General features: G+C 55.6%; 13 protein-coding genes. 9 read left to right on the top strand and 4 right to left on the bottom strand.

Features of this window, described 5'->3' with window-relative positions; genetic code table 11:
• The first annotated feature begins 6 nt into the window (after positions 1-6).
• The 4 genes from yihS to BMF08_RS05740 are packed head-to-tail and all read left to right on the top strand — an operon-like array spanning position 7 to position 6,175.
• A complete protein-coding gene (gene yihS, locus BMF08_RS05755) occupies positions 7-1,248 on the top strand; it encodes a sulfoquinovose isomerase (protein WP_072571404.1) in 1,242 nt (413 codons plus the stop codon).
• A gap of 24 nt (positions 1,249-1,272) precedes the next feature.
• A complete protein-coding gene (locus BMF08_RS05750) occupies positions 1,273-3,309 on the top strand; it encodes an alpha-glucosidase (RefSeq protein ID WP_072571405.1) in 2,037 nt (678 codons plus the stop codon).
• A gap of 23 nt (positions 3,310-3,332) precedes the next feature.
• Positions 3,333-4,712, top strand: coding sequence for an MFS transporter (locus tag BMF08_RS05745; protein ID WP_072571406.1), 1,380 nt, complete (start codon positions 3,333-3,335; stop codon positions 4,710-4,712).
• A 44-nt stretch (positions 4,713-4,756) separates the two neighbouring features.
• Positions 4,757-6,175 (top strand): MFS transporter, encoded by a 1,419-nt coding sequence (locus BMF08_RS05740; protein WP_072571407.1) that lies wholly within the window; start codon positions 4,757-4,759, stop codon positions 6,173-6,175.
• A gap of 60 nt (positions 6,176-6,235) precedes the next feature.
• On the opposite strand, the gene typA is transcribed toward BMF08_RS05740, so the two are convergent.
• A complete protein-coding gene (typA, locus tag BMF08_RS05735; RefSeq protein WP_072571408.1) occupies positions 6,236-8,059 on the bottom strand; it encodes a ribosome-dependent GTPase TypA in 1,824 nt (607 codons plus the stop codon).
• A 380-nt stretch (positions 8,060-8,439) separates the two neighbouring features.
• Between typA and glnA the strand changes: the two genes are divergently transcribed.
• The 4 genes from glnA to BMF08_RS21135 all read left to right on the top strand — a co-directional run bounded on the left by glnA (position 8,440) and on the right by BMF08_RS21135 (position 12,747).
• Positions 8,440-9,849 carry a glutamate--ammonia ligase gene (gene glnA / locus BMF08_RS05725; RefSeq protein WP_072571409.1) on the top strand — a complete coding sequence of 470 codons (1,410 nt, stop codon included), beginning with the start codon at positions 8,440-8,442 and terminating at the stop codon, positions 9,847-9,849.
• 196 nt (positions 9,850-10,045) lie between these two features.
• Entirely contained in the window at positions 10,046-11,095 is a 1,050-nt protein-coding gene (glnL, locus tag BMF08_RS05720; protein WP_072571410.1) for a nitrogen regulation protein NR(II), read from the top strand.
• 8 nt (positions 11,096-11,103) lie between these two features.
• On the top strand, positions 11,104-12,513 hold the full coding sequence (gene glnG, locus BMF08_RS05715; protein WP_072571411.1) for a nitrogen regulation protein NR(I): 1,410 nt from the start codon (positions 11,104-11,106) through the stop codon (positions 12,511-12,513).
• A gap of 111 nt (positions 12,514-12,624) precedes the next feature.
• Positions 12,625-12,747 carry a YshB family small membrane protein gene (locus BMF08_RS21135; RefSeq protein WP_158684879.1) on the top strand — a complete coding sequence of 41 codons (123 nt, stop codon included), beginning with the start codon at positions 12,625-12,627 and terminating at the stop codon, positions 12,745-12,747.
• 30 nt (positions 12,748-12,777) lie between these two features.
• On the opposite strand, the gene hemN is transcribed toward BMF08_RS21135, so the two are convergent.
• Entirely contained in the window at positions 12,778-14,151 is a 1,374-nt protein-coding gene (gene hemN / locus BMF08_RS05710) for an oxygen-independent coproporphyrinogen III oxidase (protein ID WP_072571412.1), read from the bottom strand.
• A 186-nt stretch (positions 14,152-14,337) separates the two neighbouring features.
• Entirely contained in the window at positions 14,338-14,859 is a 522-nt protein-coding gene (gene yihI / locus BMF08_RS05705) for a Der GTPase-activating protein YihI (protein ID WP_072571413.1), read from the bottom strand.
• A 576-nt stretch (positions 14,860-15,435) separates the two neighbouring features.
• Here yihI and yihA point away from each other — a divergent pair.
• Entirely contained in the window at positions 15,436-16,062 is a 627-nt protein-coding gene (yihA, locus tag BMF08_RS05700; protein ID WP_072571421.1) for a ribosome biogenesis GTP-binding protein YihA/YsxC, read from the top strand.
• A gap of 92 nt (positions 16,063-16,154) precedes the next feature.
• On the opposite strand, the gene BMF08_RS21440 is transcribed toward yihA, so the two are convergent.
• Complete coding sequence (locus BMF08_RS21440) at positions 16,155-16,202, bottom strand: spot 42 RNA, inhibition of DNA synthesis (protein WP_071892919.1); 48 nt, start codon at positions 16,200-16,202, stop codon at positions 16,155-16,157.
• Positions 16,203-16,259 lie beyond the last annotated feature (57 nt).

The raw sequence follows: 16,259 nt of genomic DNA, 5'->3' as shown, positions 1-16,259 counted from the left end.
GAACAGATGAAATGGTTTAACACGCTGAGCCACAACCGCTGGCTGGAACAGGAAACCGACCGCATTTTCGACTTCGGTAAAAAGGCCGTGGTGCCGACCGGTTTCGGCTGGCTGGGCAATACCGGTCAGGTCAAAACGGATGTGGGCACCCACCTGTGGATCACCGCCCGCATGTTGCATGTGTATGCCGTGGCCGCCGGAATGGGCCGCCCCGGTGCGTATGAGCTGGTGGATCACGGTATTAACGCGCTGAACGGCGCACTGCGCGATAAGCAGTACGGTGGCTGGTATGCCTGCGTCAATGATGAAGGGGTGATCGATGCTTCCAAGCAGGGTTATCAGCATTTCTTTGTGCTGCTGGGCGCGGCGAGCGCGGTAACCACCGGGCATCCTGGCGCGCGTCCGTTACTGGATGACGCCATTGCGGTGATCGAGCGTTATTTCTGGAGCGAAGCGGAGCAAATGTGCCTTGAGTCATGGGACGAGGCCTTCAGCAAAACCGAAGATTACCGCGGCGGCAACGCCAATATGCACGCGGTGGAAGCCTTTCTGATTGTTTATGACGTCACCCATGACCGCAAATGGCTCGACCGTGCGCTGCGCATCGCCTCAGTGATTATTCATGATGTCGCCAGAAAGAGTGATTACCGCGTCAACGAGCATTTCGACAACCAGTGGAACCCGATCCGCGATTACAACAAAGACAATCCCGCCCACCGTTTCCGCGCCTACGGCGGCACGCCCGGCCACTGGATCGAATGGGGCCGTCTGATGCTGCATCTGCGCGCCGCGCTGGAAGCCCGCTTTGAAATGCCGCCCGAGTGGTTACTGGAAGACGCGAAAGGCCTGTTTCACGCCACCATCCGCGACGCCTGGGCGCCCGATGGCGCGGACGGTTTTGTCTATTCCGTCGACTGGGACGGCACGCCGATTGTGCGCGAGCGCGTGCGCTGGCCGATCGTCGAAGCTATGGGCACCGCTTACGCCCTGTGGAGCGTCACGGGCGACGCGCAGTATGAAGCCTGGTATCAGAAATGGTGGGATTACTGCATGAAATATCTCATCGACTATGAAAACGGCTCGTGGTGGCAGGAGCTGGATACGGATAACAAAGTCACCACCAAAGTGTGGGACGGCAAGCAGGACATTTATCACCTGCTGCATTGTCTGGTGATCCCCCGCCTGCCGCTGGCGCCGGGTCTGGGCCCCGCCGTCGCCGCCGGGCTTCTGGATTGCAACGCTAAATAAACAATAAAACTTACAGAGGTCATTATGCGTACCCTACACCCTGACTTATCCGCTCTGGCGCTGACCACCAGCGCTGGCGGCTTTACCTTAACCTACCAGCAGCGCCTGATCCTGCGTCATACGCCGGACGCCGCCTGTTTATGGACAGGCGCTGGCACGGCGGATATTGAGATGTTCCGCGGCAACTTCAGCATTCAGGATCGGCTGAATGAAAAAATCGCCCTGACGGACGCCACCGTACAGGCCCATGACGCCGGCTGGACGGTGCGCTTCGGCCGCGGCGATGCGGTGAGCGCGACGCTGAAAATTGGCGTCGATGACGCAGGCCGTCTGCTGCTGACGCTGCAAAACGATGACGCGGCCCATAACCGTATCTGGCTGCGGCTGGCGGCCAATCCTGAGGATCATATTTACGGCTGCGGCGAGCAGTTTTCGTATTTCGATCTGCGCGGCAAACCCTTCCCGCTATGGACCAGCGAGCAGGGCGTGGGCCGCAATAAGCAGACGCTGGTCACCTGGCAGGCAGACTGCAAAGAGAATGCGGGCGGCGATTATTACTGGACCTTCTTTCCGCAGCCGACCTTTGTCAGTACGCAAAAGTATTACTGCCACGTGGACAACAGCTGCTATATGAATTTCGATTTCAGCGCGCCGGACTATCACGAACTGGCGATCTGGGAAAATCAGGCCACGCTGCGTTTCGAATGCGCGCCCACCTACATTCAGCTGCTGGAAAAACTCACCGCGCTGCTGGGCCGTCAGCCGGAGTTGCCGGACTGGGTGTATGACGGCGTGACGCTCGGCATTCAGGGCGGCACAGACGTGTGCCAGCAAAAGCTCGATACCATGCGCAACGGCGGCGTGAAGGTGAACGGCATCTGGGCGCAGGACTGGTCCGGCATCCGCATGACCTCCTTTGGCAAGCGCGTGATGTGGAACTGGAAATGGGACAGCAATAACTATCCGCAGCTGGATTCCCGCCTCGCGCAGTGGAAGGAAGAAGGCGTGCAGTTCCTCTCCTATATCAATCCCTATGTTGCCAGCGACCGCGAGCTGTGCGCAGAGGCGGCGCGCCTCGGCTATCTGGCGAAAGATAAAGACGGCAATGATTATCTGGTGGAGTTCGGTGAGTTTTACGGCGGCGTGGTGGATCTGACGAATCCGGCCGCGTACGACTGGTTCAAAAATATCATCAAACAGAACATGATCGCGCTGGGCTGCGGCGGCTGGATGGCCGACTTCGGCGAATACCTGCCCACCGACACCGTGCTGCATAACGGCGTCAGCGCAGAGATCATGCATAACGCCTGGCCTGCGCTGTGGGCGAAGTGCAACTACGAGGCGTTGCAGGAGACCGGCAAGCTCGGCGAGATCCTGTTCTTTATGCGCGCGGGCGGCACCGGCAGCCAGAAATATTCCGTGATGATGTGGGCCGGAGATCAGAACGTCGACTGGAGTCTGGACGACGGGCTGGCGTCGGTAGTGCCTGCGGCGCTGTCGCTGGCGATGACCGGCCACGGGCTGCATCACAGCGATATCGGCGGTTACACCACCCTGTTCGACATGAAACGCACTAAAGAGCTGCTGCTGCGCTGGTGCGATTTCAGCGCCTTCACGCCGATGATGCGCACCCACGAGGGCAATCGTCCCGGCGATAACTGGCAGTTTGACGGCGACGCGGAAACCATCGCCCACTTCGCCCGCATGACCACCGTCTTCACCACCCTGAAGCCTTACATCAAAGCCGCCGTGGCGCAGAACGCGAAAAGCGGCCTGCCGGTGATGCGTCCGTTGTTCCTGCACTACGAAGACGACGCCCGTTGCTATGAGCTGAAGTATCAGTATCTGTTCGGCCGCGATCTGCTGGTCGCGCCGGTACATGAACAGGGGCGCGAGGACTGGACGCTGTATCTGCCGCCGGATGCGTGGATCAACCTGTGGACCGGGGAAAGCTGTGCCGGGGGCGATATTACCGTGGACGCGCCATTGGGCAAGCCGCCGGTATTTTATCGCGCCGACAGTGAGTGGGCGGCGCTGTTCAGCTCCTTACGCACAATCTGAATGGCATCCAGCGAGGAACGATCATGAGTCAGTCCAGCGATCCGGCAACCCTGAAGTTGCCGTTCAAAGAGAAGCTCGCCTATGGCATGGGCGATCTCGGCTCCAATATCCTGCTGGATATTGGCACGCTCTATTTACTGAAGTTCTATACGGATGTGCTCGGTCTGCCGGGGACTTACGGCGGCATTATCTTTTTGATCGCCAAGTTCTTTACCGCCTTCACCGATATGGGCACCGGCATCATGCTGGATTCACGGCGTAACATCGGGCCGAAGGGCAAGTTCCGCCCGTTCGTACTCTATGCCGCGTTTCCGGTGACGCTGCTGGCGATCGCCAACTTTGTCGGCACGCCTTTTGAGATCACCGGCAAGACGGTGATGGCGACGGTGCTGTTTATGCTGTACGGCCTGTTCTTCAGCATGATGAACTGCTCCTACGGCGCGATGGTACCGGCGATCACCAAAAACCCGGATGAGCGCGCGTCGCTGGCGGCCTGGCGTCAGGGTGGCGCGACGCTCGGCCTGCTGCTCTGTACCGTAGGCTTTGTGCCGGTAATGAACCTGGTGGAGGATAATCAGCAGCTGGGGTATATCTTCGCGGCAACGCTGTTTTCGGTGTTCGGCCTGCTGTTTATGTGGCTGTGCTATCGCGGCGTGACCGAGCGTTATGTGGACGCGCAACCGGCGAACGCCGCGCAAAAACCGGGGCTGTTGCAGTCGTTCCGCGCCATCGCCGGTAACCGTCCGCTGTTTATTTTGTGTATCGCCAACCTGTGCACCCTCGGCGCCTTTAACGTCAAACTCGCCATTCAGGTCTATTACACCCAGTACGTGTTAAACGATCCGATTTTGCTGTCGTATATGGGCTTTTTCAGCATGGGCTGCATCTTCTTCGGCGTGTTTTTGATGCCCGGCGCGGTCAGGCGTTTCGGCAAGAAAAAGGTCTATATCGGCGGGCTGCTGATTTGGGTGGCGGGCGATGTGCTGAACTACTTCTTCGGCGGCGGTTCGGTGAGCTTTGTGGCGTTTTCCTGCCTGGCGTTTTTCGGCTCGGCCTTTGTGAACAGCCTGAACTGGGCGCTGGTGTCCGACACCGTGGAATACGGCGAATGGCGCACCGGCGTGCGATCGGAAGGGACGGTGTACACCGGTTTTACCTTCTTCCGCAAAGTGTCCCAGGCGCTGGCGGGCTTTTTCCCCGGCCTGATGCTGACGCAAATCGGCTATATCCCTAACGTCGTGCAGTCGGCAGAGACGCAGGAAGGCCTGCGCCAGCTGATCTTTATCTGGCCCTGCGCGCTGGCGGTGGTGACGATTATCGCCATGGGTCTGTTCTATAACCTCAACGAGAAAATGTATGTGCGTATCGTTGCCGAAATAGAAACCCGTAAGCGGATGGCGTAATGCAACAGACAATGACGCCCTGCGGGGCGTCATGAGGAACGATTATGACAACCCATGATCCGTTAACCCTGAAACTGAGTCTGCGTGAAAAAGTCGCCTACGGAATGGGCGACTTCGGCTCAAATTTGATGTTGTGTATCGGCACCCTCTATTTACTCAAGTTTTATACCGATGAGTTAGGGATGCCAGCGTTTTACGGCGGGATCATCTTCCTGGTGGCGAAGTTCTTTACCGCCTTCACCGATATGCTGACCGGCGTACTGCTGGATCAGCGGCGCAACATCGGCGAAAAAGGGAAGTTCAGACCCTTTATTCTGTATGCCTCTTTCCCGGTGGCGCTGGTCGCCAGCGCGCAGTTTATGGCGAACGACTTTACCCTGACGGTAAAAACCGCCATTGCTACCGGGCTGTTTATGCTGTTCGGGCTGTGCTACAGCCTGATGAACTGTTCATACGGCGCGATGGTACCGGCGATCACCAAAAATCCGCAGGAGCGCGCGCATCTGGCGGCGTGGCGTCAGGGCGGCGCGACGGTCGGGCTATTGCTGTGTACCGTAGGCTTTATGCCGATCCAGGCGCTGTTTACCGGCAGGCCGGCGCTTGGCTATCAGGTGGCGGCGTTGGTGTTTGTCACCGGCGGTCTGTTCTGTATGTGGTGGTGCTACAGCGGCGTGAAAGAGCGCTATGTGGAGGTCACGCCCGATCACCATAAACCGGGCATTCTTAATTCATTCTGCGCGATTTTCCGTAATCCGCCGCTGCTGGTGCTGTGCATCGCCAACCTGTGCACGCTGGCGGCCTTCAATATCAAACTCGCCATTCAGGTGTATTACACCCAGTACGTGCTGAACGATATTCATCTGCTGTCATGGATGGGATTTTTCAGTATGGGCTGCATTCTGGTCGGCGTGTTTCTGGTGCCCGGCGCGGTTAAGCGCTTCGGCAAAAAGCAGGTCTATCTTGGCGGCCTGATGCTGTGGGCGGTGGGCGATGTGCTGAATTTCGTCTGGGGCAGCAGCTCGTTGCTGTTTGTGCTCTTCTCCTGCATGGCCTTTTTCGGCACGGCCTTTGTCAACAGCCTGAACTGGGCGCTGGTGCCGGATACGGTGGATTACGGCGAGTGGAAAACCGGCATCCGCGCCGAAGGATCGGTTTACACCGGTTATACCTTTTCGCGCAAAATCTCCGCCGCGCTGGCAGGTTTCCTGCCGGGCATCATGCTGACGCAGATCGGTTATATTCCCAATGCCATACAGAGCGCCGGTACGCTGCTCGGCCTGCGACAGCTGATCTTCCTCTGGCCCTGCGCGCTGGCGATCGTCGCGGCACTGACGATGGGATTGTTTTATAAGCTTAATGAGCAACGCTTCGCGATGATTATTGCGGAGATCGGGGCGCGAAAAAAGCAGGGTACGCACGCTGTACCCTTCGCAAAAGGGGAAACTCCAGCGATAAAGGTATAGAAAGGAAATAAAAAAGCCCCGTCTTCGCAGGCGGGGCTTCGTTTTCAGTACGAAATCGGCTTACGCGTCTTTCGGACCACGCATCGCGCGTTTACGGTCGTTCTCGGTCAGGTGACGTTTACGGATACGGATAGAGGTTGGGGTAACTTCTACCAGTTCGTCGTCATCGATGAACTCCAGCGCCTGCTCCAGCGACATTTTGATCGGCGGAACCAGAACCGTGGCTTCATCAGTACCGGAAGCACGCATGTTGGTCAGCTTCTTACCGGTCAGACAGTTTACTGTCAGATCGTTAGAACGGCTGTGGATACCGATGATCTGGCCTTCGTACACTTCTGCACCGTGACCCAGGAACAGCTTACCGCGATCCTGCAAGCTGAACAGCGCAAACGCGACTGCTTTACCCTGGCCGTTGGAGATCAGCACGCCGTTGTTACGCTGGCCGATTTCGCCCGGCTTAACATCGTCGTAGTGGCTGAAGGTGGAGTACAGCAGACCGGTACCGGAGGTCATGGTCATGAACTCGGTACGGAAGCCGATCAGGCCACGTGCCGGGATCAGGTAATCCAGACGAATACGGCCTTTGCCGTCAGGGATCATGTCTTTGACATCGCCCTTACGCTCGCCCATTGCCTGCATTACCGCGCCCTGGTGCTGTTCTTCGATGTCCAGCGTCACGTTTTCGAACGGCTCCTGCATACGGCCATCGATCATACGGTTGATAACTTTCGGACGGGAAACCGCCAGCTCAAAGCCTTCACGACGCATGTTTTCGATAAGTACGGACAGGTGCAGTTCACCACGACCGGATACACGGAACGCGTCCGCATCTTCGGTTTCTTCAACGCGCAGCGCCACGTTGTGCACAAGCTCTTTGTTCAGGCGGTCAAGGATCTGACGGGAGGTAACGAATTTACCTTCTTTGCCACAGAACGGAGAGGTGTTGACGTTAAAGAACATGGTAACGGTCGGTTCATCAACAGACAGAGCCGGCAGCGCTTCGACATTCTGCGGATCGCAGATGGTGTCGGAGATGTTCAGTTCGCCCAGACCAGTGATCGCGATGATGTCGCCCGCTTCAGCTTCAGTGGATTCGATACGTTCCAGACCGAGGTGGCCCAGCACTTTACCCACTTTACCGTTACGCGTTTTACCTTCGCTGTCGATGATGGTCACTTGCTGGTTCGGTTTCACCTTGCCGCGTTTGATGCGGCCGATGCCGATAACACCAACATAGTTGTTGTAATCCAGCTGGGAGATCTGCATCTGCAGCGGACCATCAAGGTCAACGTTCGGCGCAGGTACATGGTCAACAATCGCCTGGTACAGCGGGGTCATGTCTTCCGCCATATCAGTGTGATCGTTACCGGCGATGCCCATCAGTGCAGATGCATAGATGATAGGGAAATCGAGCTGCTCGTCAGTCGCGTCGAGGTTAACGAACAGGTCGAATACCTGATCGACAACCCAGTCCGGACGCGCGCCAGGACGGTCAACTTTATTAATAACAACAATCGGCTTCAGGCCGTGTGCAAACGCTTTTTTGGTAACAAAGCGAGTCTGCGGCATTGGGCCATCCATTGCGTCAACCACCAGCAGCACGGAGTCTACCATGGACATAACACGTTCAACTTCACCACCGAAGTCGGCGTGACCCGGGGTATCAACGATGTTGATACGGTAGTCATTCCATTTAATAGCGGTGTTTTTAGCGAGGATGGTAATCCCACGCTCTTTCTCCAAATCGTTGGAGTCCATCACGCGTTCGGTCGTTTCAGCACGCTCGCTGAAAGTACCGGATTGCTGCAGGAGCTTGTCAACCAGGGTAGTTTTACCGTGGTCAACGTGAGCAATGATGGCGATGTTACGCAAATTTTCGATCACAACTTTGCCTCAGGCATTAGAAATAGCGCGTTATTGTACACGTATTAATCGCAGTACAGAACAGGATCACAAAGAACCTTTACAAACAATACGGAAAGTAAGGCTTTGTGATCGCTTTCACGGCGCAGTAAAGGGGTGCCTTAACGAAAATTGCACCAATATAGTGCTTGTGGTTCACAATCAAGCACTATACTGGTGCAATGTTTCCATTCTGGTGCAGCCCTTTTGCACTATGACGTGCATGATAACGCCTTTTGGGGGTGTTTTTAAAGTTGGCACAGATTTCGCTTTATATCCTGCAGAGCAACAATGCCGTTTATGAGCAGTGTTTTCTGACCTCGTTACCACGACGACAATGACAAAATCCGGGAGAGTTAAGTATGTCCGCTGAACACGTTTTGACGATGCTGAATGAACATGAAGTGAAGTTTGTCGATTTGCGCTTCACCGATACCAAAGGTAAAGAACAGCACGTCACTATCCCGTCCCATCAGGTTAATGCCGAATTCTTCGAAGAAGGCAAAATGTTTGATGGCTCCTCGATTGGTGGCTGGAAAGGTATCAACGAATCCGACATGGTGTTGATGCCTGACGCGACTACCGCTGTCATTGACCCGTTCTACGAAGAAACTACGCTGATCATCCGCTGCGACATCCTGGAACCCGGCACCCTGCAGGGCTATGACCGTGACCCGCGTTCTATCGCGAAACGCGCTGAAGAGTACCTGCGTTCTACTGGCATCGCCGACACCGTACTGTTCGGGCCAGAACCAGAATTCTTCCTGTTCGACGATATCCGTTTCGGCAGCTCCATCTCCGGTTCTCACGTTGCTATCGATGATATCGAAGGCGCATGGAACACCGGCACCAAATACGAAGGCGGTAACAAAGGTCACCGTCCGGCAGTAAAAGGCGGTTACTTCCCGGTTCCACCGGTCGATTCTTCACAGGATCTGCGTTCCACCATGTGTCTGGTGATGGAAGAGATGGGTCTGGTTGTTGAAGCTCATCACCACGAAGTGGCAACTGCGGGTCAGAACGAAGTGGCAACCCGCTTCAACACCATGACCAAAAAAGCCGACGAAATTCAGATCTACAAATATGTTGTGCACAACGTGGCGCACCGCTTCGGTAAAACCGCGACCTTTATGCCGAAACCGATGTTCGGTGATAACGGTTCCGGTATGCACTGCCATATGTCCCTGTCCAAGAACGGCACCAACCTGTTCTCTGGCGACAAATATGCCGGTCTGTCTGAGCAGGCGCTGTTCTACATCGGCGGCGTAATCAAACACGCTAAAGCGATCAACGCCCTGGCGAACCCGACCACCAACTCTTACAAGCGTCTGGTCCCGGGTTACGAAGCGCCGGTTATGCTGGCTTACTCTGCCCGTAACCGTTCTGCCTCTATCCGTATTCCGGTGGTTGCTTCTCCGAAAGCGCGTCGTATCGAAGTACGCTTCCCGGATCCGGCGGCTAACCCGTACCTGTGCTTCGCTGCACTGCTGATGGCTGGCCTTGACGGTATCAAGAACAAGATCCACCCGGGCGAAGCGATGGACAAAAACCTGTATGACCTGCCGCCGGAAGAAGCCGCAGAGATCCCACAGGTTGCAGGCTCTCTGGAAGAAGCACTGAATGCGCTGGACGCAGACCGTGAGTTCCTGACAGCTGGCGGCGTATTCACTGACGACGCGATCGATGCTTACATCGCTCTGCGTACCGAAGAAAACGACCGTGTGCGCATGACGCCGCACCCGGTTGAGTTTGAACTGTATTACAGCGTTTAATTATTAAGACTCGGTGAATTTCTTGTCGCAGCTGTGTTGGCTGCGACAAGACAGACGCCTGAGGTTTTTTGTTGCCGTGGAACTTTAGCCCATCTCAGGATGGGCTTTTTTCTCCACGCCCGGCATATATTTGCGAACAATTCACCGACTTACACTTATAATGCACTGTATTGGTGCACACTAAGGAGACTGCTGAATGGCAACAGGCGTGGTGCCCGATGCTGGGCAGATCCTCAATTCTCTGATCAACAGTATTTTGCTGGTTGATGATGACCTGGCAATTCACTATGCGAACCCGGCGGCGCAACAGTTGCTGGCCCAAAGTTCACGCAAGCTGTTTGGCACACCGTTACCCGAACTACTGAGTTATTTTTCGCTGAATATTGGCCTGATGCAGGAAAGTTTGCAGGCCGGACAAGGCTTTACCGATAACGAAGTGACGCTGGTGATCGATGGCCGCTCACATATTCTTTCCCTGACCGCGCAACGTCTGCCGGAGGGCCTGATCCTGCTGGAGATGGCGCCCATGGATAATCAGCGTCGCCTGAGTCAGGAGCAGTTACAGCACGCTCAGCAGATCGCCGCCCGCGACCTGGTGCGTGGCCTGGCCCATGAAATTAAAAATCCGCTCGGCGGTTTGCGCGGCGCGGCGCAGTTGCTCAGCAAAGCGCTGCCCGACCCGGCGCTGATGGAATACACCAAAGTCATTATTGAACAGGCTGACCGGCTGCGAAATCTGGTGGACCGTCTGTTAGGCCCGCAGCAGCCGGGAATGCACGTCACGGAAAGTATTCATAAGGTGGCGGAGCGCGTGGTGAAGCTGGTATCGATGGAGCTGCCGGAAAACGTCACCCTGGTGCGCGATTACGATCCCAGCCTGCCCGAATTACCGCACGATCCCGACCAGATCGAACAGGTTTTACTGAATATTGTGCGCAATGCTCTGCAGGCGCTTGGCCCGGAGGGCGGCGAGATTGTGCTGCGTACCCGCACGGCCTTCCAGCTGACGCTGCACGGCGTGCGCTATCGCCTGGCCGCACGCATTGATATTGAAGATAACGGGCCGGGTATCCCGTCGCATTTGCAGGACACGCTGTTTTATCCGATGGTCAGTGGTCGCGAAGGCGGTACCGGGCTTGGGCTGTCCATTGCCCGCAATTTAATCGATCAGCACTCCGGCAAAATTGAATTCACCAGTTGGCCAGGACATACCGAATTCTCGGTGTTCCTGCCTATTCGGAAGTAGAGGTATTTATGCAGCGAGGGATAGTCTGGATCGTTGATGACGATAGCTCCATCCGCTGGGTGCTGGAACGCGCGCTCACCGGGGCTGGCTTGAGTTGTACGACCTTTGAAAGTGGCAACGAGGTGCTTGACGCGCTGACCACCAAAACCCCGGATGTTCTGTTGTCGGATATTCGTATGCCAGGGATGGATGGCCTCGCCCTGCTTAAACAGATCAAACAACGACATCCAATGCTTCCGGTCATCATAATGACGGCACACTCCGATCTGGATGCGGCGGTCAGCGCCTATCAGCAAGGGGCCTTTGATTATCTGCCGAAACCCTTTGATATTGATGAGGCCGTTGCGCTGGTTGAACGTGCGATCAGCCATTATCAGGAGCAGCAGCAGCCGCGTAACGTGCAGGTATTTGGCCCGACGACGGATATTATTGGCGAAGCCCCGGCGATGCAGGATGTGTTCCGCATTATTGGCCGTCTGTCGCGCTCATCCATCAGCGTGCTGATTAACGGCGAGTCCGGAACCGGTAAAGAGCTGGTGGCGCATGCCCTGCATCGCCACAGCCCGCGCGTGAAAGCGCCGTTTATCGCGCTTAATATGGCGGCCATCCCCAAGGATTTGATTGAATCTGAACTCTTTGGTCATGAAAAAGGGGCCTTTACCGGGGCGAATACGATCCGTCAGGGGCGCTTTGAACAGGCCGATGGCGGCACGTTATTTCTGGATGAGATCGGCGATATGCCGCTGGATGTGCAGACCCGCTTACTGCGCGTGCTGGCGGACGGACAGTTTTACCGCGTCGGCGGCTTTGCGCCGGTAAAAGTGGACGTGCGTATTATTGCCGCCACGCACCAGAATCTGGAGCTGCGCGTGCAGGAGGGAAAATTCCGTGAGGATTTATTCCATCGCCTGAACGTGATCCGCGTGCATCTGCCGCCGCTGCGCGAACGCCGGGAAGATATTCCGCGTCTGGCGCGCCACTTCTTACAGGTCGCCGCTCGCGAACTGGGCGTGGAAGCCAAGCAACTGCACCCGGAAACGGAAGCGGCGCTGACACGTGTGGCCTGGCCGGGTAACGTGCGCCAGTTAGAAAACACCTGCCGCTGGCTGACGGTAATGGCGGCCGGTCAGGAAGTGCTGATTCAGGATCTGCCGGGGGAGCTGTTCGAAACCACTATTCCGGACAGCCCGTCGCAAACGCTGCCCGATAACTGGGCGACGCTGCTGGCGCAATGGGCCGATCGCGCGCTGCGTTCCGGTCATCAAAACCTGCTTTCGGAAGCGCAGCCGGAGATGGAGCGTACGCTGCTTACCACGGCGTTACGCCATACGCAGGGGCATAAACAGGAAGCCGCCCGCCTGCTCGGCTGGGGCCGTAATACCCTGACGCGCAAGCTGAAAGAGCTGGGAATGGAATGATTTTCGGGATGAATGTAAAGATGGATTCATAGCCGCAAATTGCTGCTATTTTGAGCTTTACTGTTCCGATGAGTTGAGTATGATCAGGCGCGTTCACGCGGGAGAGAGATCATGCTGGAGTCATTAATTCATTTTGTATCGAGCGGCGCAGACGTCGCCACTGCAGCCAGCCAGACGCCCCATACGGCAATCGCGGCTGTCCTGTGCGCGGCGCTGGTCGGGCTGTTCAGTTAAATCGTATCCCCTCCTGGCGAGGGGATACGCTTATATGACGCGCGAGAACTGCTGCATCCGCGCTTTCTGGCGCAGATAAGCATCGAAGCACATGCAGATGTTGCGGATCAACAGACGGCCTTTTGGCGTCACCTGAATACCCTTCTCATCCACCTCCACCAGCCCGTCTTTCGCCAGCGGCGCAAGCAGTTTTAAATCCTCAGCAAAATAGTCCTGGAAATCCACATTCCATGCGCGTTCGACCGCGGCGTATTCCAGGCGGAAATTGCAGATCAGCGCTTTGATGACATCGCGGCGGATACAGTCGTCGCGGGTGAGCGCGATGCCGCGCCACAGGGCGTTGCCGGTCTCATCCACCTGTTGATAATAGCGTTTCAGCTCTTTCTGGTTCTGCGCGTAGCTGTCGCCAATCATGCTGATGGCCGAGACGCCAAAGCCAAGCAGATCGGTATCGCCCTGGGTGGTGTAACCCTGGAAGTTGCGGTGCAGCACGCCTTCACGCTGGGCCACGGCCAGCTCGTCATCCGGGCGGGCAAAGTGATCCATACCAATAAATTGATAGCCTGAATCCATCAGCGAGGAAATCGTCTCCTGCAGAATATCCAGTTTCTGCTGCGCGGTCGGCAGATCGGCATCTTTGATTTTGCGCTGGGCGGCAAAGAGAGACGGTAGATGCGCGTAGTTGAACACGCTCAGGCGATCCGGGCTGAGCTCCGCCACGCGTTTGAGCGTGAAGGCAAAGCTTTCCGGCGTCTGCTTCGGCAGGCCATAAATCAGATCGATATTGGTCGAGGTAAAGCCGATGTCACGCGCGCGTTTGATCAGCGCAAAGATAAATTCTTCATCCTGCTCACGGTTCACCAGGCGCTGAACTTCTTTGTTGAAGTCCTGCACGCCCATGCTCAGGCGGTTAAAGCCTTCGTGGCGCAGGTGGTCGAGCACATCAAGTTCGATTTCCCGCGGATCAACTTCAATCGAGATTTCCGCATCCGCATTAAAACTGAACTGCGAACGCAAAATTTGCATCAGGCGGCTGATCTGGGCTTTATTAAGATAGGTTGGCGTCCCGCCGCCCCAGTGCAGCTGGCTGACCTGACGGCCGGCGAACAGCGGCGCGCGGTGCAGGATCTCCTGCTCCAGCGCATCAAGATATTGATCGGCTTTATGCTGCTGGCGGGTGACGATTTTATTGCAGCCACAGAAGTAGCAGAGCTTGTGGCAGAACGGAATATGCACATACAGCGACAGCGGGCGCTCCGGGTAACGGGCAACAGCCTCCAGAAACTGCGGTTCGCCGTAAGATTCGGCAAACTCCAGCGCGGTCGGGTATGACGTATAACGCGGCCCGGAATAGTTATATTTCTGGATCAGGGCCAGATCCCAGTCGATTAACTGCGAAGACATGCTTACTCCTTCCGGTAATGCCGTCGGCGAGTCCGGCGGCCTGGACTGATCCCCTGGCGGGTCATCAGCCGGTTGCGCAGCCTTTTTTGCTGCTGCGACAACCGTCGTAGTTTAACGAATAACCACGCCAGATAACATATAACCGGAAGGGTTATTAGCAGGACGGGTAAGCCCATGCAGTAACCGTTAGTTGCCACCCTTAAGCAGGCGCATCATATCTTCTTTTTTGTCTTCCTCTTCTTCGTCGTCTTCATCGTCGTAAGAAAGACCCAGCTGCTGCATCAGCTCATCAATTCTGTCCAGCTTAGCATCCACCCATGCCTGATCTTCACTGCTCAGGGTTTCGCCATCTTCAAGACGTTCCAGCAGCGCATCCAGGCGCTCATCCGTTTCCAGCATATCCAGTTCAGCCTGCGGTGAAAGCATAGGTTTCTCGCTCTTAGGTTTTTGCTGACGCGCTACCGGGGCGGCGGTTTTGCTGACGCCTAACGGTACCGGGGTTTTACTGCCAATACGGGGATCTTTCTGCTTGTTCTGACCGCGGGAGCCGGAGGCGCTGTCGCCGCCTGACGCACGGCTGCCCGCCGCATTGCCGCTGTGTTTCTTCTGGCGCTTGCGATCGCGAGATTCCTGGTTGATTTCATCGCGGGTTTTACGACGCGTTTTTGCGGGGCCATTGCCACGCGGAGCCGACGAAGGTTTATTCATAATGTTTGGTCTTGAGCCGTTTTTATTCAGTATAGAATTGCGGCGGAATCTAGCAGAAAGCAAGCAAAGAAAAAAGGCGACAGAGTAAACTGTCGCCTTTTTTCTTGTCCCACCACCCGAAACGGGCTGAACCATCCGTGTTTGCTTGCAACCTGCCCTGTCTGTCCTTTAGCGGTAAACCGTCCCTGATTAAATCCCTGTCCCTGTAAAAACGTCTCCAGACGTTTATCATCCCTTAAAATCCCGGTCTTCGCCTCCTGGCGCTCCAGACCCCTTATCCTTAAGTCTGCATCCTGTGGCGTCCTCGCCTTTGCACACTACTTTACCTTTTTGACGAAAACTCACAAGTATGTAACACGCGTTACGCCATGCTTTAGGAAAATTCCATACTGGCAGGTCTTTAATTAACAATAGGTTAGACAAAGGTCACCCTGCAACTATTCTTAAATGTCCCATAAAAGCCGTGGCTAATGTCTTACAAAACGAATGGCTATTTTGAGCCGATGGCGAGAAAACCAGCCTTTTCCCGGCGTTCAGGTATAATCCCCCAAAGCTTTATTTATGGAGACGACCGCTTTGACTAAATTGAATTATCATCAGACGCATTTTGTGATCAGTGCGCCTGATATTCGCCACTTGCCTGCCGATACCGGAATTGAAGTGGCCTTTGCGGGCCGTTCCAACGCAGGCAAATCAAGCGCGCTGAATACCCTGACTAACCAGAAGAGCCTGGCGCGTACGTCCAAAACCCCGGGACGCACCCAGCTTATCAACCTCTTTGAAGTTGCCGATGGCAAGCGCCTGGTCGACTTACCGGGTTATGGCTACGCCGAAGTGCCGGAAGAGATGAAAATCAAATGGCAGCGCGCGCTGGGCGAATACCTGGAAAAACGCCAGTGTTTGCAGGGCGTGGTCATCCTGATGGATATTCGCCATCCGTTGAAGGATCTTGATCAGCAAATGATCCTGTGGGCCGTGGAAAGTGATATTCAGGTGCTGGTATTGCTGACCAAAGCCGACAAACTGGCGAGCGGCGCGCGTAAAGCGCAGGTGAAGATGGTGCGTGACGCGGTACTGGCCTTTAACGGCGATGTGCAGGTAGAAGCCTTCTCTTCCCTGAAAAAGATTGGCGTTGATAAGCTGAGTGAAAAGCTGGATACCTGGTTTAACGGCGTACCGACGGCAGAAGAAAACGCAGAATAAGAACGGGCGCGGCAGGCTGCTGCGCTGTGTTTTTTACCGCTTTGCACAATAAAAAACGCCCCAGTCATTACTGACTGGGGCGGCTAAAATATTCAGCCAAATCCGATTACGTGAAGTAAAAGGTCTGAAAGATAGAACATCTTACCTCTGTACCCTACGTCTTTAACTCTACTCTTTTTTCAGACGGACACAAAGTG

It is taken from the genome of Enterobacter sp. SA187, assembly GCF_001888805.2.
Taxonomy (GTDB): Bacteria; Pseudomonadota; Gammaproteobacteria; order Enterobacterales; family Enterobacteriaceae; genus Enterobacter_D.
The sequence above is the reverse complement of the archived record's forward strand: the minus strand, read 5'-3'. Positions and strand labels throughout refer to the sequence as shown.